Origin of the sequence: Williamsia sp. DF01-3, assembly GCF_023051145.1 — a bacterium.
Taxonomy (GTDB): Bacteria; Actinomycetota; Actinomycetes; order Mycobacteriales; family Mycobacteriaceae; genus Williamsia.
Genome location: NZ_JALKFS010000005.1, coordinates 2,125,845 through 2,149,878 on the forward strand (window position 1 = coordinate 2,125,845; position 24,034 = coordinate 2,149,878).

Annotated in this window: 22 protein-coding genes and 2 pseudogenes; 12 read left to right on the plus strand and 12 right to left on the minus strand. The window is 65.0% G+C overall.

Annotated features, from left to right (window positions below):
• Positions 1-143: 143 nt before the first annotated feature.
• Both MVA47_RS12235 and MVA47_RS12240 read right to left on the minus strand, forming a co-directional pair.
• Positions 144-926, minus strand: coding sequence for a class I SAM-dependent methyltransferase (locus MVA47_RS12235; RefSeq protein WP_247208144.1), 783 nt, complete (start codon positions 924-926; stop codon positions 144-146).
• On the minus strand, positions 923-1,630 hold the full coding sequence (locus MVA47_RS12240) for an alpha/beta hydrolase (protein ID WP_247208145.1): 708 nt from the start codon (positions 1,628-1,630) through the stop codon (positions 923-925). Before MVA47_RS12240 ends, MVA47_RS12235 begins: the two co-directional genes overlap by 4 nt.
• A 118-nt stretch (positions 1,631-1,748) precedes the next feature.
• Between MVA47_RS12240 and MVA47_RS12245 the strand changes: the two genes are divergently transcribed.
• On the plus strand, positions 1,749-2,450 hold the full coding sequence (locus tag MVA47_RS12245; RefSeq protein ID WP_247208146.1) for a CDP-alcohol phosphatidyltransferase family protein: 702 nt from the start codon (positions 1,749-1,751) through the stop codon (positions 2,448-2,450).
• On the opposite strand, the gene MVA47_RS12250 is transcribed toward MVA47_RS12245, so the two are convergent.
• The 7 genes and pseudogenes from MVA47_RS12250 to MVA47_RS12280 form a co-directional block, all read right to left on the minus strand.
• On the minus strand, positions 2,429-3,952 hold the full coding sequence (locus MVA47_RS12250; protein ID WP_247208147.1) for an NAD(P)/FAD-dependent oxidoreductase: 1,524 nt from the start codon (positions 3,950-3,952) through the stop codon (positions 2,429-2,431). The genes MVA47_RS12245 and MVA47_RS12250 overlap by 22 nt on opposite strands.
• Positions 3,949-4,848, minus strand: coding sequence for a YihY/virulence factor BrkB family protein (locus MVA47_RS12255; RefSeq protein ID WP_247208148.1), 900 nt, complete (start codon positions 4,846-4,848; stop codon positions 3,949-3,951). The genes MVA47_RS12250 and MVA47_RS12255 overlap by 4 nt, the downstream gene beginning before the upstream one ends.
• Before the next feature lie 37 nt (positions 4,849-4,885).
• Positions 4,886-5,358, minus strand: a pseudogene (locus tag MVA47_RS12260) (phosphoribosyltransferase).
• A 32-nt stretch (positions 5,359-5,390) separates the two neighbouring features.
• Complete coding sequence (locus tag MVA47_RS12265; protein ID WP_247208149.1) at positions 5,391-6,410, minus strand: LLM class flavin-dependent oxidoreductase; 1,020 nt, start codon at positions 6,408-6,410, stop codon at positions 5,391-5,393.
• A 34-nt stretch (positions 6,411-6,444) separates the two neighbouring features.
• A complete protein-coding gene (locus MVA47_RS12270; protein ID WP_247208150.1) occupies positions 6,445-9,009 on the minus strand; it encodes an alpha/beta fold hydrolase in 2,565 nt (854 codons plus the stop codon).
• Between the two features lie 442 nt (positions 9,010-9,451).
• Positions 9,452-10,146, minus strand: a pseudogene (locus tag MVA47_RS12275) (type 1 glutamine amidotransferase domain-containing protein).
• A gap of 77 nt (positions 10,147-10,223) precedes the next feature.
• Positions 10,224-11,243: a DMT family transporter gene (locus MVA47_RS12280; RefSeq protein ID WP_247208151.1), complete on the minus strand. Its 1,020-nt coding sequence runs from the start codon at positions 11,241-11,243 to the stop codon at positions 10,224-10,226.
• A gap of 32 nt (positions 11,244-11,275) precedes the next feature.
• Between MVA47_RS12280 and MVA47_RS12285 the strand changes: the two genes are divergently transcribed.
• Positions 11,276-11,821, plus strand: a complete 546-nt coding sequence (locus MVA47_RS12285; protein WP_247208152.1) for a CGNR zinc finger domain-containing protein — start codon at positions 11,276-11,278, stop codon at positions 11,819-11,821.
• Positions 11,822-11,830: 9 nt separating this feature from the next.
• On the opposite strand, the gene MVA47_RS12290 is transcribed toward MVA47_RS12285, so the two are convergent.
• The gene (locus MVA47_RS12290) at positions 11,831-12,880 is read right to left on the minus strand and encodes a type III polyketide synthase (RefSeq protein WP_247208153.1); all 1,050 of its coding nucleotides are present in this window, start codon (positions 12,878-12,880) and stop codon (positions 11,831-11,833) included.
• A 154-nt stretch (positions 12,881-13,034) separates the two neighbouring features.
• On the opposite strand from MVA47_RS12290, the gene MVA47_RS12295 reads away from it, so the two are divergent.
• From MVA47_RS12295 to MVA47_RS12320, 6 genes are all read left to right on the plus strand, one after another.
• Entirely contained in the window at positions 13,035-13,574 is a 540-nt protein-coding gene (locus MVA47_RS12295; RefSeq protein ID WP_247208154.1) for a glycosyltransferase, read from the plus strand.
• Positions 13,574-14,440 (plus strand): glycosyltransferase, encoded by an 867-nt coding sequence (locus MVA47_RS12300; protein WP_247208155.1) that lies wholly within the window; start codon positions 13,574-13,576, stop codon positions 14,438-14,440. Before MVA47_RS12295 ends, MVA47_RS12300 begins: the two co-directional genes overlap by 1 nt.
• The gene (locus MVA47_RS12305) at positions 14,437-15,966 is read left to right on the plus strand and encodes a bifunctional 3-(3-hydroxy-phenyl)propionate/3-hydroxycinnamic acid hydroxylase (RefSeq protein ID WP_247208156.1); all 1,530 of its coding nucleotides are present in this window, start codon (positions 14,437-14,439) and stop codon (positions 15,964-15,966) included. The genes MVA47_RS12300 and MVA47_RS12305 overlap by 4 nt, the downstream gene beginning before the upstream one ends.
• A 62-nt stretch (positions 15,967-16,028) precedes the next feature.
• On the plus strand, positions 16,029-17,219 hold the full coding sequence (locus MVA47_RS12310; RefSeq protein ID WP_247208157.1) for a lipase family protein: 1,191 nt from the start codon (positions 16,029-16,031) through the stop codon (positions 17,217-17,219).
• Positions 17,216-17,596, plus strand: a complete 381-nt coding sequence (locus MVA47_RS12315) for a multidrug efflux SMR transporter (RefSeq protein ID WP_247208158.1) — start codon at positions 17,216-17,218, stop codon at positions 17,594-17,596. Before MVA47_RS12310 ends, MVA47_RS12315 begins: the two co-directional genes overlap by 4 nt.
• A complete protein-coding gene (locus tag MVA47_RS12320; RefSeq protein WP_062800496.1) occupies positions 17,593-17,919 on the plus strand; it encodes a multidrug efflux SMR transporter in 327 nt (108 codons plus the stop codon). The genes MVA47_RS12315 and MVA47_RS12320 overlap by 4 nt, the downstream gene beginning before the upstream one ends.
• A gap of 103 nt (positions 17,920-18,022) precedes the next feature.
• Here the strand turns inward: MVA47_RS12320 and MVA47_RS12325 are convergent, their stop codons facing one another.
• Positions 18,023-18,991 (minus strand): isopenicillin N synthase family oxygenase, encoded by a 969-nt coding sequence (locus MVA47_RS12325; protein WP_247208159.1) that lies wholly within the window; start codon positions 18,989-18,991, stop codon positions 18,023-18,025.
• 102 nt (positions 18,992-19,093) lie between these two features.
• The gene (locus MVA47_RS12330; RefSeq protein WP_247208160.1) at positions 19,094-20,260 is read right to left on the minus strand and encodes a nitrate ABC transporter substrate-binding protein; all 1,167 of its coding nucleotides are present in this window, start codon (positions 20,258-20,260) and stop codon (positions 19,094-19,096) included.
• 319 nt (positions 20,261-20,579) lie between these two features.
• On the opposite strand from MVA47_RS12330, the gene MVA47_RS12335 reads away from it, so the two are divergent.
• The 4 genes from MVA47_RS12335 to MVA47_RS12350 are packed head-to-tail and all read left to right on the plus strand — an operon-like array spanning position 20,580 to position 24,011.
• Complete coding sequence (locus MVA47_RS12335; protein WP_247208161.1) at positions 20,580-21,362, plus strand: ABC transporter ATP-binding protein; 783 nt, start codon at positions 20,580-20,582, stop codon at positions 21,360-21,362.
• On the plus strand, positions 21,359-22,243 hold the full coding sequence (locus MVA47_RS12340; protein ID WP_374474184.1) for an ABC transporter permease: 885 nt from the start codon (positions 21,359-21,361) through the stop codon (positions 22,241-22,243). Before MVA47_RS12335 ends, MVA47_RS12340 begins: the two co-directional genes overlap by 4 nt.
• A gap of 53 nt (positions 22,244-22,296) precedes the next feature.
• Positions 22,297-23,352, plus strand: coding sequence for an isopenicillin N synthase family oxygenase (locus MVA47_RS12345; RefSeq protein ID WP_247208162.1), 1,056 nt, complete (start codon positions 22,297-22,299; stop codon positions 23,350-23,352).
• 14 nt (positions 23,353-23,366) lie between these two features.
• A complete protein-coding gene (locus MVA47_RS12350) occupies positions 23,367-24,011 on the plus strand; it encodes a GntR family transcriptional regulator (protein ID WP_247208163.1) in 645 nt (214 codons plus the stop codon).
• Positions 24,012-24,034: the final 23 nt, after the last annotated feature.

Sequence of the window (24,034 nt, forward strand, 5' to 3'; positions counted from 1 at the left end):
GTGGCCCTCTCCGTCCCCGAGCGGCGATCAAACTGTTGAGTCGTTGCATTGGTTGCTTCGGAACAGAACACGAATCGGATGGGTGGTCGGCGCATCGATCGATGGCCGGTTTCACACAGACACCGCTCCCGGAGGCGACCAGGTCACTGAGCTTCGGGTACGTGGGCCGTGACAAGCCAGGCCCGCGCGTCGAACCAGACACCGTCTGCACGTAGGCGGCTCGCCAGCATGTCTCGCAAACGCCCCATCGCCTGTTCCGCCTCGAGCGGACTCAGCCCTGCCATCGTGCCGGCAACGTTCGCGAAGCCACCGACCCAGTCGAGGGCGGCGTGGACATTTCTGCCGTAGAAGACCGGCGCATGGACGCCGTCGACGACGACGTCGACAAACCCGGCATCGCTCATGATCGCCGTGACCGTTGATGGATCGGCGAGTGAGAATGCATCAGGTACCTGGCCGGGGCCGCGGCCGGTTGCAGCGAGGGCGCGAGCGATCGCCGAACTCCATTCGTTGTGCTCGCGTGCCTGCCACACGAGCATGGCCAGCCGCCCGCCCGGCCGTATCGCGCGTCCGATGTTGGTGAACGCTGCGACCGGGTCGTCGAAGAACATGGTTCCGAAGCGACTGATCGCCACATCGAAGCCGGCCGGTGTGAACGGATGGGTCTGTGCGTCCGCGACCTCGAACGTCACGGTCGAAAGTTGCTCGGCATCAGCGATCTCGCGGGCTCGCTCGATGGCTGACTCGGAGATGTCGATCCCGAAGGCATTGCGGGCGTGCGCTGTTCGCGCCGCCCGGCGCGTGGAGTGTCCGGTTCCACACCCGATGTCGAGAACGCGGTCGCCTGCTGTGACCGCGCAGGCCCGATGCAGTGGTTCGTCGTAGAGCGACAACTCGGCGTCGTAACCGTCGTAGATGTCTGTCATGGCAGCACCTGTCCGCCGTTCTCCTGCCCGACGCTCGCAGGCGCCAGGCACTGCTCGGCCGCGAAGGTGTGGAGGCGGTCTGCCAAGTCGAGTGGTCGACTCAGCGCGGGGGTGTGTCCGCCGTCCATCTCGTCCGGGGTGATGCCGAGTCGCTCGGTGACCACCCGGCGTAGGTAGGCAGCAGGGAACACCCGGTCCTCCCGGCAGATCAGCACTCGAGTGGGGACATCAGGCCAGGCACGCATAGGTGTCGGTTCCTCGGCCCGCGCCTCGGACTCATCGCGACCCTTCGCCACGGCCTGCGCGGCCAACTCCGGCGGCACGTCGTGATAGAACAGCGCGACAACATCGTCGTGGTGCGTGCGCTTTTCGTCGCCGAGGCGGGTGTTGGTGAAGTAATCGCCGGGCGCCTCACCGGCGGTCGGGATCATCGGCGCGACCAGAACGAGCAACTCGACGGCGACCCGCTCACAGACGAGGGGAGCGGTGAGACCGCCCGCCGAATGCGCTACGACAACGATGTCGGACCGATCGCCCACCGCAGCGGCAATCGTGTCGGCATACTCGGCCACGCCGGCCGAGTCGTCTCCGCAGGGCAGATCAGGTGCCACGGTGTCGTGTCCCCGCGTGCGTAGATCGGATTCCACGAGGTGCCAATACCAGCCGACGTCCCCGGCCCCGTGGATGAACGCGAAGGTGGCCACGGTTTCCTTCCTCTGCTCGATCGGAGTGCGTCCCGGCCCGGCACCCACGCTGCCGGTTCATGGCGTGCGCCACGGTGCGGTCGGGTTTGCGAGTCGCAGATCGGAGGTATCAGTACTCATGCGGCCCGTGTTTTCCCGTGAAGAAGCGTATGCCGGTTGGTCGCGTCTGCATGGCGGTATCGATCCCCGGAGTTCGATGTGGATCAGCGGCTGGGTTCGTATCGCTCACACATGCGCGACCCCGCTGGTGCGCGCAGGTGTCAGCCCCAGCACGGTCACGGTCGCGGGTGTCGCGGTCATGGCGGCCGTTCCGCTGATCGCCTCGGCCGGTGCCGCGTGGCCCATGGTGGCCATGCTCGTGATCCTCGTCGGCGCTGTGCTCGACGGTGTGGACGGCGCGATCGCGGTACGCGCCGGCAAGGCGTCGCGGTGGGGTCGGGTACTCGACCCGTTCGCCGACCGCTGTTCAGATCTGTTGCTGGTCCTCACCTTGGTTGTCCTCGGGGCCCCTGCGTGGCTCGGGGTTTCCCTCGCCCTGCTCACGTTGTTGCTCGAATCCGTCCGCGCGCACGCCCAGGCCACCGGGATGGAGGGGCCCGGAGTGTTGACGTGGTGGGAACGTCCATCGCGGGTGATCGTCGCTTGCTTTGCCACCGCGACCAGCGCCATTGAATGGTGTGCCAGGCGGTCGGGGATCGATGTGTTGCCCGCTCTCGACGGCATCACCCTGGTGACCATCTACTCCATCATCGCAACCGTGTTGGCCGTTGCGGGCCTGGCCCAGTTACTGGTCGCTGTTCACTCTGACCTCGAAGATTGACTGCCCTCAGCGATCCCGATCATGTCGGCGACGATCTTGGCCGACATCATCACCAACGGCAATCCGCCGCCCGGATGGGCCGAGCCGCCGACGAGGAACAGGCCAGGAACGGGTGATCTGTTGGCGGGCCGCAAGAATGCCGCCATCGCACCATTGGACGAAGTGCCGTAGATGGAGCCGCCCGGTGTCATCGTCCGTCGCTGCAGATCGGCGGGGCTGATGATCACCCGGTTCCTGACCTCGCCACGTACATCCAGCCCGCGTTCGGCCATCAGGTCCAGGATCTGGTCGGCGTACCGGTCGCCCAGCCCTGGGGCGTCCCAGTCGGTACCCGATTCGGGGTCGTGCGGAGGCGCGTTGACAAGAACGAACCACGCGCCCGCGCCCTCGTGCGGAACGATCGCCGGGTCGGGGGGAGCACTGAGATAAATCGTCGGACGAGGAACCGGACGGGCCCGACCATGGCGGCCGAAGACCGCGTCGAACTCGTCGTCGTAGTCTTCGGCAAACATCACATGGTGGTGTGGCTGACCGGCAGGGGCGTTCTGCAACGCCAGCAGGATCACGAACCCGGACAGCGAACGGGTGGTGCGACGCAGCCGCCATCGCGCCTGCCGAATCGGCCATCGGCGGGCCGTGAGCAACGTGTTGTAGACCTGGTGTGCATCGGCGTTGGCCACCACCGCATCCGCGGAGATGACCCCGCCGTCGTCGACCCGAACACCGTTGACACCCGTTGCGTCCGAGACGATCTCGGTGACCTTCGTACCAAGGCGCACGTCGACGCCCAGGGTCAGCGCGCGATCGAGTAGCGCGGCGGCGATACGCCCCAGACCCCCGGCGACGTACCAGGAACCAAAAGCCTGCTCCGCGTACGGCACGCTCGCCAGCGCGGCCGGGGCACGGCGGGGATCAGACCCGGTGTACGTCGCGTATCGGTCGAGCAACATCCGTAGTCGGGGATCGGACAGATACGACTTCCCGATCCCCCGCAATGTGCGCCACGGTGCCACCGCCGCGAGCTCATCCAGGTGGCGGGAGAGTCCGAGCATCGTGCGGACGTCGATCGGTGATTCCAGGAACGGGATGCGGGTGACGTCCCAGATCCGTTGGGCGCGCTCGGAGAATGCGCTCCACTGTGCACCCCGTCCATCGCCCAGTGCCGCGTCGAGCGCGGCGGGGATGTCGCGCATCTCGCCGGGCAGATCAAGGATGGCGCCATCGGGGAAGGTGTACCGGCAGGCGATGTCAAGGCGTTGGAGTCCGAGTTCGTCGGATGCCGAGCCGCCGCCGGTCGCGGCGAACAGATCGTCGAGGACGTGGGGGAGTGTCAACAGGGATGGGCCCGTGTCGAACACGAAGTCATCGATCTTTTCCACACCGAGCTTGCCGCCGACCGTGGCGGCTTGTTCGACGAGGGTGACAGCGTGCCCCTGTGCCGCCAGACGTGTTGCTGCGGCCAATCCGCCCACACCCGCTCCGACAACAACGATGTGGCTCAAGCTTTCTCCTCCGGATCATTGCTGGTGTGGTCGGATTCGGCCGTGCGCCGGCCGTCCACCACGGTGTCGAGGGATCGTGTCACCGCCCACCCCATGATCACCACCATATGCAGGATCCAGAGCCACAGACCGACCGCAACCACACCACCGATGACGTCGAGACCCGCGTAGGGGATCCCGACGTCGATGGGCAGCGACAGGAACAACGCGAAGCCCTGGAGGAATCCGGCCATGAACGACGCGGTGGTGACTGCGCCCACCGCTGCCACCCACCATCTCGGGTTGCCCGGTGCCACAGCGCGATACACCCATACGAGTGCCACCGAGAGCACCAGCCACGTGGCGAGGAAGCCGATCCAGGTGCGGAAGATCAGGTCGCCCGCGCTGCCTGTGCCGCCGCCCTCGGGCGCGAAGGTGACGAGCTGGTCGCCCACGGTCCGGAACACCAGTCCGAAAACCGGTATCGCGACGAGCAAGGCCAAAACTCGGGCCCGGGCTCTCCATCCGGTGAACCGGTCGGGTTCGGGCGAGATCGCGAGACACGCGCGCCGCAGACCTTCGCCGTAGAACGATGCCGGGAACAACAGGACAAGTGCTTTGAGTGGGTCCATCTGTACCCCGGCCTCGACGAGTGCGTCGTACGCCGGTCGTGCCCCCATGTCGGGCGGGATGAGGACCCGCAGCGCCAGCAGTTCCTGCTGGGCCTGCAGGTCGGGTTCGAACCACGTGGTGCTCCACACCGCGAGCAGGAACCAGGGGACGATTGCGATCGCTGCGAAGTAGGTCAGCGTGGCAGCAGCACCGGCGATGTCGCCGCCGGCCAGACGTCGTCTCGCTCCGCGGAGGACAGCGGCGGTCTCGCCGGTCAGTCTGCGCAGATCGATCACGGCGCCCACTGCGTGGCTCGACTGAACGGCTGCACATCCACCTTGGTCAGCGGGGCGTGATGGGCGGCTCGGTGGACCAGGGGAAGTTGATCCAGCGGTCGGTGTACCGCCACGTGTAGTCGGCCTTGATCACCGATGCGGGCTTCTCGTACAACACCGCCGTCCGTACCTCGGACGCGTGATTGCGACAGAAGGTGTGTACGAGCTCCAGTGTCTTTCCACTGTCCGCGACGTCGTCGACGACGAGTACGGTCAGGCCGTCCAGTTCGGTGGCGTCGAGGATGGGCGGCAGTATCACCGGCTCGTCGAGCGTGGTGCCCACACCGGTGTAGAACTCGACGTTCATCGTGAACAGTGACTTGCAGTCGAGCGCGTATGCCAGCGCCCCGGCAGGCACCAGCCCCCGCGCGCGATGCCGAGCACCACGTCGGGCGCGAACCCGGAATCGGCGACCGTCTGAGCGAGTTCACGACTCGCCGCCCCGAACAGATCCCAGGTGAGTACTTCGCGTTCGCTCATCGAGACATGGTCGCACGCAGGCGCGGGCGATGTCAGCGCCAACCGAGGGCGGGGGCGACGTGCGTCAGGATCGATTCGATGACGTGTGCGTTGTAGTCGGCGCCGAGCTGGTTCGGCACGGTGAGAAGGAGCGTGTCCGCTGCTGCGATCGCCTCGTCCTCGCGGAGCTGTTCGATCAACCGGTCTGGTTCGTCGGCATAGCTCCGGCCGAATCGCGCCGTGGTCCCGTCGATGATGCCCACCTGATCCGCGTCTTGCCCGCCACGCCCGAAGTAGGCGCGGTCTCGATCGTCGACAAGGGCAAAGATGCTGCGGCTGACGGACACTCGCGGCTCACGCTTGTGGCCGGCCGACTTCCACGTCTCGCGGAAACGCTCGATCTGTTCGGCCTGCAGTTGATGGAAGGGCACTCCGGTGTCTTCGGTCAGCAGGGTTGAACTCATCAGGTTCATCCCTTGCTCGGCTGTCCACTCCGCCGTGGCCCGTGTACCGGCGCCCCACCAGATGCGGTCTCGCAAGCCGGGCGATTGGGGCTCGATGCCCAGCAGGCCAGGGGGGTTGGGGAACATCGGCGACGGGTTCGGCTGGGCGAACTTGGCGTTGTCGATGACCTTGAGGAAGACGTCGGTGTGCTGGCGGGCCATGTCCGCGTCCGAGGCGTCGTCGTTCGGCGCATAGCCGAAATACCGGTAGCCGTCGATCACCTGCTCGGGCGAACCACGGCTGATCCCGAGCTGCAGTCGGCCACCCGAGATGAGATCCGCGGAGCCGGCGTCCTCGGCCATGTACATCGGGTTCTCGTAGCGCATGTCGATGACGCCGGTCCCGATCTCGATGCGACTGGTCCGCGCGCCGACTGCGGCAAGGAGTGGAAATGGCGACGCCAGTTGCCGGGCGAAGTGATGCACACGGAAATAGGCGCCATCAGCGCCGAGTTCCTCGGCCGCGACCGCGAGATCGATCGACTGCAGCAAAGTGTCCGCGGCTGACCGGGTCTGCGAGCCGGGTGAATCCGACCAGTGCCCGAACGACAAAAATCCGATGTTCTTCATGACACTGTAAATGAAACCACGGTCCGTTTAATTCCTACAGGCGGGTCAGCGTGCGATCACCGAGTGCTGCCCGGCAATGACGAGCGATCTCCTGCACCGAGGGTTCACGAAGAAGGATGGCGTGATCACCGTCAACATCGATTACGTCGACAGATCCTGTGGTCACTCGGACCCACATCTCGGCCGTCTGTGGGTTGTCCGGAGTTCGCAGCACTGTCAACGGAGAATGACAACGCTTCATCGTGTGCCGGCGCAGCATCCTCAAGCCGGTGTTGTAAAAGATCATCCACTGGGTCACAGGGTCGAACTGCCACCAACCTGCAAGACGTATCTGGAGCCACATCTTCGTGAGCGCGCCCAGACCGAAGTGTGGCTGCCGTGGGGTCTCCGACGCAGAGGCAGGAGGCGGTGGGCCGGGATCGGCAACAGGGGCACCGGGTAGGTCACGCAACATCGATTCGGTCAGCCGACTGTCGACGATGATGATGCGGTCCGCACACTCGCCGGCGACCTCCAGCTGCGACGCCATTTCCTGGGCGATCACCCCTCCCATTGAGTGGCCGATCAGCGTGTATGGGCCGCGCGGTTGCACGCAACGCATGCGTTTGATGAACAAGGCCGCCGCGGCGGTAATGGACGAATCGGGCCGTGCGCGGCCCTCCAATCCGCTGACCTGCAGGCCATACACAGAGCGGTCCGAGTTCAGGTGGCGACACAGCGCCATCAACGAAATGGCCGGCGCGCCGGCTCCCGCGATGACGAACACTGACTGATCAGAATCTGTGACCTGGAGGGGGACGAGTATCGGGTCGGCAGACCGGCGCGACACGCCTGCTCGGGTCTCCTCTGAGATCAGTTCGGCAAGACGCCGTATCGTCGGCGTGCGCAACAGGGCTTGGGGACTGATCTCCACGTGAAACCGTGCACTCACTTGAGCGAGAACTGTCGTCAGTGCGAGGGAGTCCAACCCGCAGGCCATCAGATCGTCGTCTGAGGCGGGGGCCTGCGCATCATGGCCAAGCACGTCGGTGAGAATTTCGAGGACAGCTGTCTCCGTCAGGGATCTTGCCGCAGGTGGCTTTCGCTGCTCTGGTTCGAGCGTTCTGGTCGACGATGCAAGGGCGGCGCGGTCGACCTTGCCTCGTTCGGTACGTGGAAACGTGGACAGCCTGATGAGCTCTTGTGGGACCATCCACTCGGGGACCCGCGACCGTAGATGTGCGCGAACAGAGCTGTCGTCTGGCATGTTCGAGATCTCGACAAGTGGTTGACCGTGAGGGGTCGACGCAATGTAAGAACGCAAACCCCGTGACGCGCCCTCAGTCGCCACGGTGAACGCATCTAGTATTCCGGGAATGTCACGCAGGTGCATCGACACCTCAGACGGTTCGATGAGGTAGCCGCGGATCTTCAGGAGGTCGTCAACACGCCCCGTCAGATGTAGATTGCCGGCGGAGTCGAATCGGCCGCGGTCGCCGGTTCGGTAGACCGCGGTGTTGTTGTGGTCGACGAATGCGCGGGTAGGGGTTCCGTCGAGATACTCGAACGGGATGCAGCCTCCTCTGATATGAACCTCGCCGACCGTGCCGACCGGTGGCTCATCCCCGTTGTCGTCCGACAGGACCAGCTCTCGGCCCGCCACGCCTGCACCAACATGCAGCGACCCCGGTCCGATGCCGTCCTCCGGCTTGATCTCTCGCCACGATATGGCGCCCACTTCGGTTGTGGCATACCAGGTGATGATCGAAGTCTGGGTAGGGAGCATCCGACGGACGGCAATGACGTCGGTACCTTCGAGTGCCTCGCCGTATGCAACCGCGAGACGCAACCCAGCTATCGAGTCGCGTGCGGACTCCGGTCGGCTCACACTTGCGGCCAGGCCCCTGAGCATGGAAGCCGACGCGTGGAGCGTCGTCACCTGGTTCGTCTCAATCCACTCGGCCAGGTTGTCAATGCTGCGGAATCGACTGTCCCAGTAGAATGTCGGTGCCCCGGCCATGAGTGCAGCCAAGAACGTGGTGAGGCCGGCGCCAAATCCGAATGGCAGGGCAGACGCGACGCGGTCCGCCGAGGTGATCTGCAATTCGCGCGCGACCACATCGGCCTTCGCGAGGGCTGACAAGTGGCTGAAGACAACGCCTTTGGGCAGTCCGCTCGAGCCAGAGGTGAACAGGATGAATGCGCTCGACGCTGGATCCGTCACAGGGAGATCACCGTCTACGGGTACCAGATCCGTGTCCACCAGCATCGCGCCAGATGCCTCGACCAAGGACGTTCGCCTTGCCGGCGGAGCACCCGGGTCAAGCGGGACAAGCGCCCTTCCAGACATCGTGACCGCGACGGCAAGTGCAAACGACCGAAGGGAACCGTCGACCACAACGGCGACGGGTTGGGTCGCGCCGCTCGCCGAAGGCGACATCACGACCGCCCACCCGTGCGCCATCTGGAGTAGTTGACTCCAGGTGCACCGGCCGTCCGGTGTGACGATCGCCGGAGCGTCCGGTGTCTCAGCTGCCCGGGCCACAACTAGCTCGGAGACTGTCAGATGGGCGCCGATCGCGGACGTAAGAGCTTTTTGTCGAGGAGTGTTGGCACGCACGTGTTCCACCTGTCGCCTGATCGCCGAGGCCCCTTGGGGGCGGGAGCGCTTGGCGCCCAGCAACCAAGCTATCGCAATCGTGCTACCAAATCGTTACGTCGCTGTGGCGCAGTACTTTTAGCAGACCCGACAAATGATCTTCACGGTCACAAGAGCGAATTGTTTTCTCAACAGGCTGATCTCAGAGTACGTGTCCTGTATCACGCCCGTGAAGCTCACTTCTGATCCTCCCGGGCACGTGCTCGTAGTTCAATCGTATGAACCTGAAACCTGACCCTCCGCAGGGGGTCTCGGTGTTGGCGATCGCTGCCGCATTCATCTTCGCCCTGCTAAGCGCGAAAGTTCTTGGAGACTGGTGCCTACAGAAGACGCCGACAACGACGGGGGCTGATCGATGTCTTCGACCGCTCGTCGTTGCCGGCGCCCATGCACCGCTGGTGGGTCAGCCGAGATCGGCGAGGATCTTCTGCGCGAGCGGTGCGGACGACGCTGGGTTCTGGCCCGTGTAGAGGTTGCGATCCACGACGACCTTGGGTGCCCAGGGCTCGCCCTCCTGGTAGTCGACGCCGAGATCGACCAGCCGGTCCTGGAGCAGCCAGACGGCCTTGTCGGCCAGGCCTGCCTGGGTCTCCTCGGCATTGGAGAATCCCGTCGCCTGGTAGCCGGCGAAGGTGAACGATCCATCATCGCGAGTGGCGGCCAGCAACGCTGCGGGGGCGTGGCACACCACGCCCAGTGGTCGCCCGGAATCGATGGCCTCGGTCAGCAGTCGACCGGACACCTCGTCGACCGCGAGGTCTTCCATGGGGCCGTGACCACCGGGGTAGAAAACTGCCACATAGTGGCTCAGATCAACGTCGTCAAGAGAGATCGGATGCTTCAGTTCTTCATTCGACTCGAGTTTCGCGGCGATCGCGTCGGCTTTGTCCTGTCCACCGTTGGCGTCGGCGGCCAGGCTGCCCTGGTCCACCACAGGCACCTTGCCGCCTGGGGTCGCCACCACCACCTCGTGGCGGCGTTCGTGAACTCCTCATAGGGCGCCACGAACTCCTCGGCCCAGAAACCGGTCGGATGCTTGCTTCCGTCCTTCAGGGTCCAATGATCGGCGGCGGTCATCACGAACAACACCTTTGCCACAACATGCTCCTTTGCACTTTCGTCCGGTTCAGCCGTCTGTTATCGGCCTTGTGGTGCAAGTCCGGACCCCCGGCGGGTTATTCCACGGGTACCCGCGCCGCGAGTTGTGAATCACTCTTGAGCCGCCCGCCCATGTTGACCGCCACCAGCCCCGACAGCAGCACCGCCGCGCCCGCCAGCTGGGCGACGGTCATGGTCTGGCCCAGCAGCCACCACGACACCACTGCGGACGACAGCACCTCGATGAGCGCCACGAACGACGCGGGAGTGGCGCCGAGGAGCCGAACGGCATGTACGCCGGTGACGTACGCGAGGCTGGTGGAGATCCCGGCTATCGCCAGTGCGACCACCCACCAGGGCACCGAGGTGTCGGCGAGCACGGTGGACCCGGTGCCCGCGGCCATGGGCAGTAGACCCAGCGCGCCGGCGATGCCGATCACCGCTGTACCGAGCAGCAATCCGCCGGTGGTCAGGGCCAACGGCTCCACGCTCTGACCTGACTTGCCGAAATCCTCGGTGGCCAGGATGAAATAGGCCGCGAGCCCGACGCCGGCGATGACGGCCCACACGAACCCGACGGGGTCGATGTCACCGATGTCGCCCCCGCCGACGATGACCATCACCAGCCCGGCAAGTGCGATGACACAGCCGACGCCGGTCAAGGTCGTCGGCGTGCGTCCTCGGATGAGCCAGTCGTACGCCACCACGAGGATCAGCCCCGAGTATTCGATGAGCAGGGCAACCGGCACGTCGAGGTATCGGACCGCGTTGAAGAAGCTGAGTTGGACGACGGCGACGCCGAGGATGCCGTAGGAGACCACGAGCATCGGCGATCGGGACCACTGGGCAAAAAGGTTGCGGCGCAACAATATCAGCGGAACGAGGAGTAGGAGCGAGCCGGCGCCCAGGCGTACGGCCGTCACCGCGGCCGAGGACCAGCCGCTGTCGATCAGTCCCTTGGCGAGCGGTCCCGAGGTGCCGAACGACACGGCCGACGTCACGCCCATCACCAAACCGAACCCGGGCAGGGTGCGCGCATCAACGAACTGCAAGATTCCTCCGATGAGGGTGACAGGAGTAAAACTGCTTACACTCATGACAGCTAAACGGATCGCTGGTAAGGAGTCAAATGCTATTTGCTCATGACACCGACGTCGCGTTGGTGGCCACTGCCGCGTTGATCAACACCGGCCGCGACGACGTCGACACGCTGAGCACCACCGGCGAGCTCCGCGACTTCCTCGACGACCAGGGCTACACGGGCCGCCGGGACGGTGACGCCACCGAACTCGATGCCGTGCGAGCACTGCGCACCCGGCTCGACACCCTCTGGCAACTCGGTATCGATGACGCGGCGCACGAGGTGAACGTGATGCTCCGAGAGGCGGACGCCCGGCCGTACCTCACCCGCCACGACGGTTGGGATTGGCATATCCACGTCACCGAACCCGAGGCGCCGCTGGCCGACCGTATGGCCGCAGAGAACGCGATGGCGTTGATCGACCTGATCCGCACCGATCAGCTGAGCCGGCTGAAGACATGTGCGGGAGAGGGTTGCCGACTCGTCTTCATCGACTTGTCCCGCAACCGATCTCGTCGATTCTGCAGTGATGGGGGATGTGGCAACAGGGCCCACGTCGCGGCATACCGCAGGCGCCGGGCCGAACAGGACTGATCGGGCCGATCAGAGGCGGAACAGCATCGTCTCCGCAGTCAGGCCTGGCCCGAATGCCATCGCACTACCCATCCCGGTCGGGCCTCCAGCGGCTGCCCGTTTCATCATCTCGGCGAGCACGAACAGCACGGTGGCCGACGACATGTTGCCGTAGTTGTCGAGCACGTACCGCGACACCTCCAAGGCGGAGGGCTCGAGTTCCAGTGCGTTCTCCACCGCGTCGAGAATGGTGCGGCCCCCCGGGTGGATCGCCCAGAGATCGATGTCGCCGGGGGTGCGCCCGGCAAGGATGAGTTTGAGGTTCTCCTGGTTCAGTGCGCGGCCCAACTGTCCGGGGACCTTGCCGGAAAGAACCATGTCGTAGCCGGCGTTGCCGATGCGCCAGGTGATCAGATCCCGCGTATCGGGAACCATGACCTGTTTGAACGAGTCGAGCTCGATGCCCGATCGATCGGCCGAGATGACGGCGGCGGCACACCCGTCCCCGAAGATCAAGAACGACAACATCGATTCCAGGCTCTTGGGCTGCTGCATGTGAACCGAGCACAGCTCGACGCTCACGAGCAGCACTTTCGCCTGCGGGTTGGCGCGGACGATGTTGTCGGCGGTCTTGAGTCCGGTGATACCGGCGAAACAGCCCATGAATCCGATCTGGGTGCGGTCGACGTTGGGGCTGATGCCACAGGTCTTGATGATGTCGTAATCGATTCCCGGGGAATAGAATCCGGTACAGGTGACGATCACGAGATGGGTGATCTCGTCGGCCGCGTCACCGAGATCGAGGCCTTCGACGGCCTTACGTGCAAGTTTCGGGGCCTTGTCCTCGTACTCCACCATTCGTGTCTCGGTGTCGACCGAGCTCGGGTCTCCGCCGTAGAAGGTGATCGGGTCCTCCACCGCGGACCACCGATGAGAGATCTGGGCACGCTCTGCCATCCGCCGGAACAACAGCATCTTGCGCCGTTCCTCGATCAGTTCGGGCGCGTGGTCGACGAAGATGTTGTGGACATCGAGGTCGGGTACAGCGGTGCTGATCTGGTTGACAAAGGCAGTAGCCATGAGATGAAGTCCGAATCTTGTCTCAAAAGAACTGGGGCAGTCGTTTTCTCGCATCCGTGCGAACGTCGTGACTGACGCAAACGTAGGTCCGATCGGGTGCCACCGCAACCGTGAGGCACCGGTTCGACCGTGATTTTCAGGAGATCTTCAGGGCGTGTCGTTCAGCCGCTCGACCTTTGGGCTGCCGATCCGTCGCGGTGACGTCGACGATGGCGCTCTTGTGGCAACATCGGGAGTTCGGTGGGGCTGGAAGGACGAGGTTCGCAGGGTGCCCGGTGTCTTGTTGTGCAGTGCGCCGCTGACAGGCCATGTGGCGCCGATGATCGCCATCGGCCGACAACTCCGGCTGGACGGCTGGACCGTTGTGGTTCTCACCGGCAGCCGGTTTCGCCGCCGCATCGAAGAGGCGGGACTGGCACACGTTCCGCTTCCTGCGTCGTGTGACTTCGATGACCGCGACCTCGACCGGGTCTTTCCCGGCCGCCACCGGATGCCTGGCGTCCTGCGGTCGCGTTTTGACCTCGAGCATCTGTTCGCGGCAAAGATCGCCGACCAATACCGAGCGCTGTCGGCGCTCGTTGACGAGACCGACGTCGATGTGGTGTTGGCCGAAAATCTGTTCCTGGGTGTTCTCCCACTGCTCCGGCGGCCGGCCGGCGGCCGAGAGTCGGTTCGGTCTGTACGTCGCCGTTGATGGTGAACAGCCAGGACACGGGTCCGTTCGGGCCAGGGTTCCCGCCGTCGACCACGCGCCTGGGCATGATGCGCAACCGAATGCTGACCGTGGGCGCCGAACACCTCGTGCTGCGCCGGGTGCAACACCTCGCCGACACCGCGGTGCGTGAATGCGTCGGGCACGGTGCCGGCGCGTTCATCCTGGATTGGCCACTGCTGGCCGACGACATCTTTGTGCTCACCACGCCATCGTTCGAATACCCGCGACGAGACCTCGCCGGCCGTCTCGATTTTGTCGGTCCGGTTCTCGATCCGGTTGGCAGCAAGCATGATCCGCCGGAATGGTGGCCCGAGGTGACCGGCTCGAGGCGAGTCGTGGTGGTGACGCAGGGCACCCTCGACAACGGTGACCTGAGCAAGCTGGTGGAACCGACCCTGGCCGGTCTGGCGGACATGGACACCGTGGTGGTCGCTGCGACAGGTGGCAAGCCGCAATCCTCGGTGCGGGTTCGAACGGCCAATTCGATCGTCACGGAGTTCGTTCCGTTCGATCTCATGCTGCCGAAGGCAGACGTGCTGGTCACCAACGGCGGCTGGGGCGGGGTGCACTACGCCTTGAGGCACGGCGTTCCGATGGTGGTTGCCGGGACGACCGAGGACAAGAACGAGGTCGCCGCCCGAATAGTCCGTTCCGGGTGTGGGATTCGGCTCCGATCGGTGCGACCGCGGGCGATTCGTCGCGCGGTCGAGACGGTGTTCTCCGATCCGGGGTATCGCCGGCGTGCTCGTGAACTGGGCGACGAGATCGCGCAGCTCGACGGGCCGGCCAACATCAGCCTGGCGCTCACCCGGCCGCCCCGGGCACAAGCGCGGTCGGCCGGATGACAACGGTGCCGGTGGTGGTCGTCGGGGCCGGGCCGACGGGTCTGACCGCGGCCTGCCTGCTGGCCGCACACGGCGTTGATTGTGTGGTGGTGGAACGACGGCGGGGCGTGCATCCGTTGCCTCGTGCTGTCCACCTCGACGACGAGGTCTACCGGATACTGCAAAGTGCCGGTGCTGCAACCGAGTTCGCGCCCAGCGGGCGAGCCGCACATGGTTTGCGCTTGGTGAATCCGCGGGGCCGGGTGTTGATGGAGTTCGCACGTGATCGCGCCGTGGGTCACTGCGGCTGGCGTGAGACAACGATGTTCGATCAGCCGGATCTGGAACGGGCACTGCGCTGCGCCCTGGCCGAACACCCGGGAACCCAGGTGATGGAAGGTTCCGTCGTAGAGGCGATCACACCCCGAACCGGCGGGGCGGTGGTGAGCGTCCGACGGGACTCCGGTGCTCGCGCCACGCTGCACGCACGCTACGTCCTCGGTTGCGATGGCGCTTCGAGTGCGGTGGCGCAAGCCATCGGAGGGACATGGCGCGACCTGCGGTTCACCCAGGAGTGGCTGGTCGTCGATGTCCGTACCTCCCACGAGGTGACGATGTGGCCGGGCGTGCACCAGGTTTGCGCGGGGTCTGGAGCATCGACGTTCATGCGAATCGGAGCTGACCGGTACCGGTGGGAGTTCCGGCTAGCGGCCGATCTGGACCGCGAGCCGGACGCGCTCTGGGCACTCGGTGAGATACGGAAGTCGCTGCCCCGCAGCTGCGACATCGAGGTGGTCCGGACGGCGCGATACCGGCACGCCGCGCGGGTGGCACGGCGTTGGCGCGCAGGCCCACTGTTCATCCTGGGCGATGCCGCACATCTCACCCCGCCCTTCATCGGTCAGGGACTCGGCGCAGGACAACGCGATGCGATGAACCTCACCTGGAAGCTCGCTGCCGTACTCGACGGCCGCGCGGACGACCGACTGTTGGACAGCTACCAGACCGAACGCGCACCGCACGTCCTGCGGTCGGTGGTCGCGGCAACAGCGATCGGCCGGTCCATGTCCGTCGAGCCCGGGCCGGGCAGAGCGGCCGTGGACGCGGTATTGCGTGGGATCGGCGGTGCGCCAGGTGCCGCGACCATCGGGCCGCGGCTGATCTATCCACGGGTCGGCAGAGGAGGCCTGCCCGCACGGGAGCGCATCCGACGGGGGAGTGGTCGACTCGGCGCGTTGTTCCCCCAATTCGTCCTGCGCTCTGGCCCCGACGGTGAGATGGTGGCCGGCTCCGACGACGTGCTGGGGCTCGGCCCGGTGCTGGTGCACGACGGCCGGTTCACCGACGAGCTGGCCGACCACGCGGATGTCGTTGGTGCACGCAGAGTGGCGGTCGGCGAATTCGGCCCGGCCGCACCCCAACTCACCGAGTGGCTTCGCAGCGGCCATCTCAACGCAGTTCTCGTTCGGCCGGACCGGGTGATTGCCGCCGTGGAGTCGGCGTCCGGCCGGGTCACAGCGTTGAGGACATGCGCGTTCAGAACATGATCGTGAACGCAGCCACCCGCGGCGTGCACTGCGCCCATGGGTGTCGCTGGTAAGTTCCTGCCGTGGGTCTGACGAGGCGAACGGTTGCACTCGCCGCACTGGTTGTGGCCCTTGTGCTCGCCGGCTGTGGTGGCGAAGCCACCTCGACATCGACCGGCGAGGAGACGAGCTGGACCAACCCGGCGCATCTGCCGTTCCCGGGTCCAGGTGACGTGGTCGAGGTGACGGACTGGGTGTCCGGTGGCGCCGAGGCGACGCAGGTGTCGGGCAAGCGGATCCTGTACCGATCCACGGACATCGAGAACCAACCGATCGTCGTCTCGGGAACCGTGTTCGTGCCTCCGGGGCAGGCGCCGGAGGGCGGTTGGCCGATTCTTGCGATCGGGCATGGGTCCACCGGCATCAACGTCGACTGCGCACCTTCACTCACCCCGGACCTGTACGGCCTGCTCCGGTTGGTCCGCAACTACCTGCGTGCGGGGATGGCCGTCACCTTCGCGGACTACTCCGGGCTCGGCACGCCGAGTGGACCCCACCCCTATCTCGACCCGTATGCGGCGGCCCGAACGGTGATCGACTCCGTACGCGCCATCCGACACGTCTTCCCCAGCATGTCGTCGACATGGGCGACCTACGGCATCTCCCAGGGTGGAGCAGCCAGCTGGGCGGCCGACGAGCTCGCGGCGGACTATGCGCCGGAACTCCGCCTTGTCGGAGCTGTGGCACAGGTTCCGTCGACGGACAAGACCCCGATGGTGGATCTGGCCGCTGCCGGCACCTTGACCCTCGAACAACAGGGCATCCTCCAATGGCTGGAGGAGTCGTTGGCGCGCAGGCATGCCGATTTCGACCTGAACAACTATCGCCAGGGTGGCCTCGCGGAGCGGTGGACCGACCTCAGTGGCTGCGGGCGGTCGAACGCGCGAGAGCGCGCGCTACGGCAGATCTCGGCCTCCGAGTTCGCGCCGTCGAGTCCTGCCGCCGCCGAACGCCTGCGCACGTTGCTGCAGTCGATGGCGTTGCCGCGCACACGGTTGTCGGCCCCGCTGTACGTCTTGTACGGCGGCGCCGACCGGTTCAATGCCCCCGAGTGGATCACCGCCGGCATTCGGAAGGCCTGCGAACTCGGTGGCCCGATCACCATCACCTACAGCCCCGGGGCCGGGCACGGCAACGTGGACACGAGCGGCATCGCGCGGTATCTGGCCGACCGGGTCGCCGGCGTGCCGGTGCGCGATGATTGTCGTCGATGACCACCCTCTCGAACATCGCGACGAACAAGTGGCTTGTCCTCGGCTGCGCCATCGTCAGCGAGGTCAGTGCCACCCTTGCCCTGCGCGCGTCGGTGGACGACGCGCGGTGGCTGGTTCTGGTGGTCACCGGATACCTCGGCGGGTTCGCCTTCCTCGCGCTTGTCCTGCGGGCCGGGATGCCGGTGGGGGTTGCCTACGGGATCTGGGCGGCCGTGGGGGTCGCACTCACCGCGGTGCTGGCCGCCCTCATCTTCGGTGATGCGTTCACCGTGGGCATCGGGGTGGGTATCGCGATCGTGATCGGTGGAGTCCTCCTGGTCGAATTGGGCTCGCACAGCGGCCGTGAGACGGCGGACGAACCCAAGGCGCCCGAATGACGTGGACGTACCTGATGATCGCGATCGTCTTCGAGGTCGCGGGCACGCTCTCACTGCGAGCGTCGGACGGCTTCCGCAAGATGATCTGGCTGATTCCGACCGTTGTCGGCTATCTGGTTGCGTTCGGCGCCCTCTCGCTGACCTTGGCCGGCGGCATGCCCGTCGGTGTGGCCTACGGGATCTGGGCCGCGTGCGGCGTCGCATTGACCGCGGTCGTGGCGAGGTTGGTCTTCAAGGACCCGCTGACCTGGGTGATGGGTGCAGGCATCGTCCTGATTGCCTGTGGCGTCCTGGTCATCGAACTGAGTTCATCGCACCATTGACGGTTCGCAGGCGTTGCGCCGCCGGACCTTTGGTCGAGGACGCGGCCCCGGGTACCGAACCCGGAGCCGCGCTGTGACGGCGCGCTGCGACCACGCGCTGGAACTACTTCGCGAAGTTCGCACTGATCCGCTGGTGCAGATAGTCCTTTGCATTGATCGGTGGGTACTTACCGTTGGGACCCTCGATGACCACCTCGCTGTTGGCCTGGGCGAAGAAGGCGATGGAATACCGTGCACCACGGTCGTCCCCGGCCCCCGGGCTGCGCACCCGATGGAAGTTGGACGGTAGTACGTCGTCGCTCCACCGCATCAGCATGTCCCCGATGTTGCAGGTGATCGCATCGTCGGAGGGTTCGACCGACGTCCATTCCTGTGAATCCATCTCCTTGCCCGGGCACACCTGCAGTCCGCCCTGACCGTTTCGCTGGAAAAGCAGTGTGAGGCAGTCGAAATCGGTGTGCGCTCCCGCTCGCCACATCCCGGTCAGTTCGGCGTCCTGCGGGACCGCGAAGTAGTGCAGCAGACGCAGGGTGCTCTGGTAGGTGGCCGACGTCGGGTCGTGGGCCGCCGCGAAGAAGTCACGGTGAAAACCCATCTTCTCGGCGAACAGCGACAGCAGATCCATCGCCAGGCGCCAGCATTTGGCTTCGAAAGCCTTGATGGTGTCGGTGAACCCGACGAGTTCGTCGTCGGACGGCCAGAGCCCGTCCATGTTCGAGAGGGTGACCTGGTAGGACTCCTTCTGGTCCGGGGTTCCCACCGACGGCCGAACCTGGGTCATGCTCTCCCACCCGGAATTGAATCGTTTCGGATAACGGGCCTTGACCTCGGCCGGCAGTGCGAAGAATGCTTCTGCCATCGCGAAGGCCCGACGTACCTCGGTCAAGTCGATGCCGTGGTCGACCACCTGGAAGAACCCGATGTCGGTTGCTGCCGACCACAATTCATCGGCGATCTCGGCGCGTCTGGTGCTGAGGTCGGCCAGCGAGATGCGCCGCACCTCGCGTGTGCTCTCGGTGCCGATTGCGCCCATTCGGCGTTCGCGCTGCAATTCGGTCATGTCGTACGTCATGAGCTGAAGACTTTCCGTTCTGAGGTCTGAGGGTTTGGGGTCTTGGGTCCGGGGCTTTGGGGTCCGGGAGGGGACGCGCGGTGTTCGCGAGAGTGCTGCTGGTCAGGGAATGGAGATGGCCGGGTCGGTGAACTGGTTGGTGAACATCTGCTGCGCGGTCATCGAGGCGGGCACACGATTTCCCCCTGCGGCCAGTACGGGTGTCAGTTCGGCGACGTTGCGGCTGGTGCGGGCCTCGTCGTAAACACCGAACGAGCCGTTGTCCTCGTTCGCGAGCAGGCCCTTCTCCTGCAGGAGATCAGCACTGAAAGCGGCTTCGCCCTCGCTGTAGGGCGAGTAGGTCTGGTCTTGCGACACCACGTCGACGATGACCTTGTTCGTCGCCTCGGGAGAGGTGATGTAGTCGACGCCCGCTTGCTGGATGATGGGCACCAGTTTCTCGAGGCACGGTGAGAACTCGGCGAGTTTGTCAGCTCGCACAGAGACATTCGAGGCGTAGATGTCGTAGCCGGCATCCTTGATCAGGCCGTAGGACACCGGTTTGTCCCACGCCGGTGTCTCCTCCTCGTACGTGTACGGCTCCGAGTTCGCGAACCCCTGCTGGGCGATCGCCGGGTCACCGACGAACCTCGATGGTGCGCCGTCGTAGCTGGTGTCGATTTGAGACGGCTTCAACAGACCTTTTGCCACCATCCACTGCGGGAAGATCTGGTCCTTGGAAACCACGACGGTGGCATCGCCGGTGCCCACATCGCTGACGGACTTCCATTCGGGATGCGTCTGCGGATCCCACATCAGAATCGCGGGGCTGTATTTGAGCAGTGGGGTCACGCCGACCACAGGTTGGTCGGCGGCCGCCGACACCAGCTGATCTCCGTGCACCACACCGAGCATCGCCGAGTCGTCCACATACAGCTGCGAGGTGACGGACTGGAACCCGATCGCCGGTCCGCCGGACTTCAGTGTGATGTCCACTCCGGTGTCCTTGCCTCCCGCCACCAGCGGGCCGGTGACCGATTTGTCGTCGGTGTTCACCTGGTAGCCCGGGCCGAGCATGGCAAAGAGAGCGCCCATGTCGGACTGTGGCTGCCACTGCAACTGCACGCCGACGTTTGCCGGACACACATCGGCGAGACTTTGCTCCGCTGCCGCCGGTTCGATCGAGACCGTTTCTGCCGCGTCGTCGGACCCGAATGCGCAGGCGGACAGGGTCAACGTGGTGAGCGCTACGGCAGTGATGCCGAAACGCCGGCGGTGCGAGAACGTCATGGTTTCTCCTCGAAAGATGGTTGGGGGTGGTCGCGGACGCTCACCTGGATTGCGATCGAGCATGTGCTCGCGCCGCCCGGTCGCCTCGTGCCCCGGAACAATTACATGCAATCAGTAGTGTGTTGCGACGTTGTTACCGCCTGTTAAAACCGTAGACAGCATCCGAGCTCACTTCAAAAAGCCAGTTAGACAGCCCGCAAGGGAACCGATGTCATGAGAACGTAACTGCATGCAACTCGATCGTCATGCATGTAATCCACCATGGTGAGGAATGAACAGCTCACTGTTACATGTACAAGCCGATCGTATGGAGGTCGAGATGAGACTCGCGGACACAGTGCGGGACGCAGACGCGCGCAGGCTCACGAAGAACACGCAGATCGTCTTCGCCGATGTCGGCAAGCAGTTCGACACCGGGACGGTTGCCGTGGAGGGAGTCGACCTCGAGGTGCGCCGCGGGGATTTTGTGGCGGTTGTCGGGCCGTCGGGTTGCGGGAAGTCCACGCTCTTGCGGATGGCAGCCGGTCTCGAGGAGCCGACCGCGGGATCGGTCGCAGTGGCTGACGATTCGGTCGGCTTCATCTTCCAAGAACCAACGTTGCTGCCGTGGCGAAGTGTTCGGGCGAATGTCGAGTTGTCGGCCGAGTTGCGTCGCGAGAATCGTACCGCCGTCAAACGTCGTGCCGCGGAGTCGATCTCCGCGGTGGGCTTGGAGCAATTCGCGGATCAACTACCCAAAGCACTTTCTGGTGGCATGAAGATGCGTGTGTCGTTGGCGCGGGCGCTGACGCTGTCGCCGGCCACGATGCTGCTCGACGAACCGTTCGGCGCACTCGACGAGATGACCCGGCTGGACATGCAGGTCGAACTCCAAAGGCTCTACGCCGAAAGGCAATTCACCGCCATGTTCATCACGCATTCGGTGTCCGAGGCGGTCTACCTCGCCAATCGGGTGGTGGTGATGACCGCACGACCGGGACGCATAGCCGCTCAGTTCGACATCGACTTTCCTTATCCACGCAGCCCCGAGCTGCGATTCGACACCCGCTTCACCGACCACGTCTCCGAGATCTCGGCGACCCTGCACAGGAGCAACCGATGACCCAGCTCGATGCCACGCTCGCCCGGCCAGGCAGGACATATACGGCGACGGCACGGCCGGGCGCGCCGTCCGGTCGCCTGTCCAAGCGGCGGATTCGCACGGCGACAGCCGTTGTGCTCGGCCCCTTGCTGTCGCTGCTCGGCGCTCTGGTGTTGTGGTCGATGGTCAGCTACTGGGTGCTGTCGCCGGAGCGGAGATTCCTGTTACCGCCACCGGGTGATGTGCTGAGGAACTCCCTGATGGACTGGACGCACCTGCGGCCCATGCTCGAAGCGCTGGCGGTGACGGCGCAGGTGGCGATGGTCGGATTCCTGGTGGCGGTTGTGGTGGGTGTCGGCACCGGAGTGCTGATGAGTCAGGCCAAGTGGATCGAGCGCATCATCTACCCCTATGCCGTGGTGATCCAGGTGATCCCCATCCTCGCCATCGTTCCGCTCATCGGTTTGTGGTTCGGATACGGGATGATGTCGCGCACCCTGGTCTGTGTGCTGATCGCCGCCTTCCCGATCATCACCAACACCCACTTCGGGATAAGGTCGGTCGACCGCGGACTGCACGAGCTCTTTGCGCTCTCTCGTGCGTCACGTTGGGACCGGTTGGTCAAACTCGAACTGCGGGCCGCACTTCCGGCCATTCTCACCGGTGTGCGCACCGCGTCGGGACTGGTCGTGGTCGGCGCGATCATCGGGGACATGTTCTTCGCCAAGGGGCAGCCGGGAATCGGCACACTGCTCGACGTCTACCGCGGCCGCCTGCAGTCCGATGACCTGATCGCAGCCATCGTGCTCGCGTCGGTCTTCGGAGTCGCGGTGTTCGGTGTCATGGGGGTCGTGTCGAAGCTCGCAGTCGGCAGCTGGCACGAGTCCGGGCGTGACTCGTGAACGATCAGTATCCCGAGACCACAGAGAATCGATCATCGACAAGGGAGCATTCTGTGCCCGGCACACGGTTTGAGGTACCCACCATCGACATCAGCCCGTACCGCGACGTCAAACGACGCTCGGATCCGTCGGCGCGGGCAGAGGTCGCCGCCGCGCTCGATTGTGCCTGCCGCGACGTCGGTTTCGTCCAGATTGTCGGTCACGGTATCGGTCCCGACACCATTGCGGGACTCGCCGACGCGCTCGATGAATTCTTTGCTCTGCCCCTGGCGGTGAAGAAGCAGTACCGACGGGACCCGGCGACCAATCGGGGCTACTCTCCGCCCAAGTCGGAGTCGCTCAGCATGAGCCTGGGCATCCCGACAGCAGGACAGGTGAACGACTTCTACGAGGCATACACGGTGGGCACCGAAGCGGCGGACTTCATGCCGCTCGAACTACCCGAGACCAGTTACGCGCCGAACAACTGGCCCGAGGCGGCGCCTGGGTTCGCGCCCGCCATTCAGGCGTATTTCACCGCAGCGCAGGAACTCTCGCGCATTCTCATGCACGCCTTCACCGATGCGCTGGGTCTTCGGCCAGGGTACTTCGAGAACATGATCGACCATTCGATCGAAGCGCTGAAGATGAACAACTACGCCCTGCCCGAAGGGGACACCCATTTCACCGGTGACCTGACGGGGATGGGGGCCCACACCGATTTCGGGATCCTGACGATTCTGTGGGCCGACCGTGTTCCCGGTCTCCAGGTACTCGATCGCGAGGGACACTGGCACGATGTCCAGCCGGCCGAAGGTGCCCTGGTGATCAATCTGGGAGATGCGATGTCGCGCTGGACCAACGACCGCTGGATGTCGACCATCCATCGCGTCGACCCTCCGGTGGTGGACGGTCAGATCACGCGGCGTCGTTCGGCGGCATTCTTCTTCGACGGCAATCACGACGCGGTCATCGAAGCTCTTCCCGGGACGTTGGCAGAGGGCGAGACGGGCTACCCTCCGATTACGATTGCCGAGAACATCGCCATGAAGGTTGCCGGCTTGCGCACCGGTGTGGCACCTGCGACGCAACTTCGAGAGGCCGCGCGCGTTGCCGCGGCCGAGAAGTAGGGAGGGGAGCAGAGGTGACGGCATCTGAGCGTGCCCTGCTCACCGACTCGGTGCACGACGCGCTGCAGGAGATGATCTTCTCCGGCGAATTGGAGTCGGGGAGCCCGTTGAGTGTGCCTGCCTTGGCCGCTCGGCTGAAGGTGAGTCGGACTCCGGTCAGAGAGGCGGTGCAGCAGCTCATCTACGAAGGTCTTGCGTCCCATACGCGCAACGCCGGTGCCCGGGTGGCCTCACTCGATGCCCAGACGCTCAAGTCCGTGTTCGAGGTCCGGGAGGTTCTGGACGGACTGGCGGCGTACAACGCCACCCTCACCGCCACGCATGAGACGGTGGCGCACCTGCGAAAGATGGTCGAGGTGCAGCGTGAATTGCTCGATGATCCGGCCGACTCCAGGCGGGACGCCACCCTCGACCTCCAGTTCCATACCCTCATCCGTGAGACGGCGAACAATCGTCCACTGGGCGAAGCGCTTTCGCGGCTCGATGGCCAGTCGCACCTCTTCCGCTCCGACGTGTGGACCGCCGACCTCAATCGCCGTCTCGCGGTGACCGAGCACGAACGGATCGTCGCCGCGATCGAAGCGGGAGACGCCGAAGGTGCCCGCACCGCCGCATGCGCCCATGTGGCCGGGGTGTTCGTGCGTACCCAGCGGGTGTGACAGGCGCCCCCGTATCACTGCTC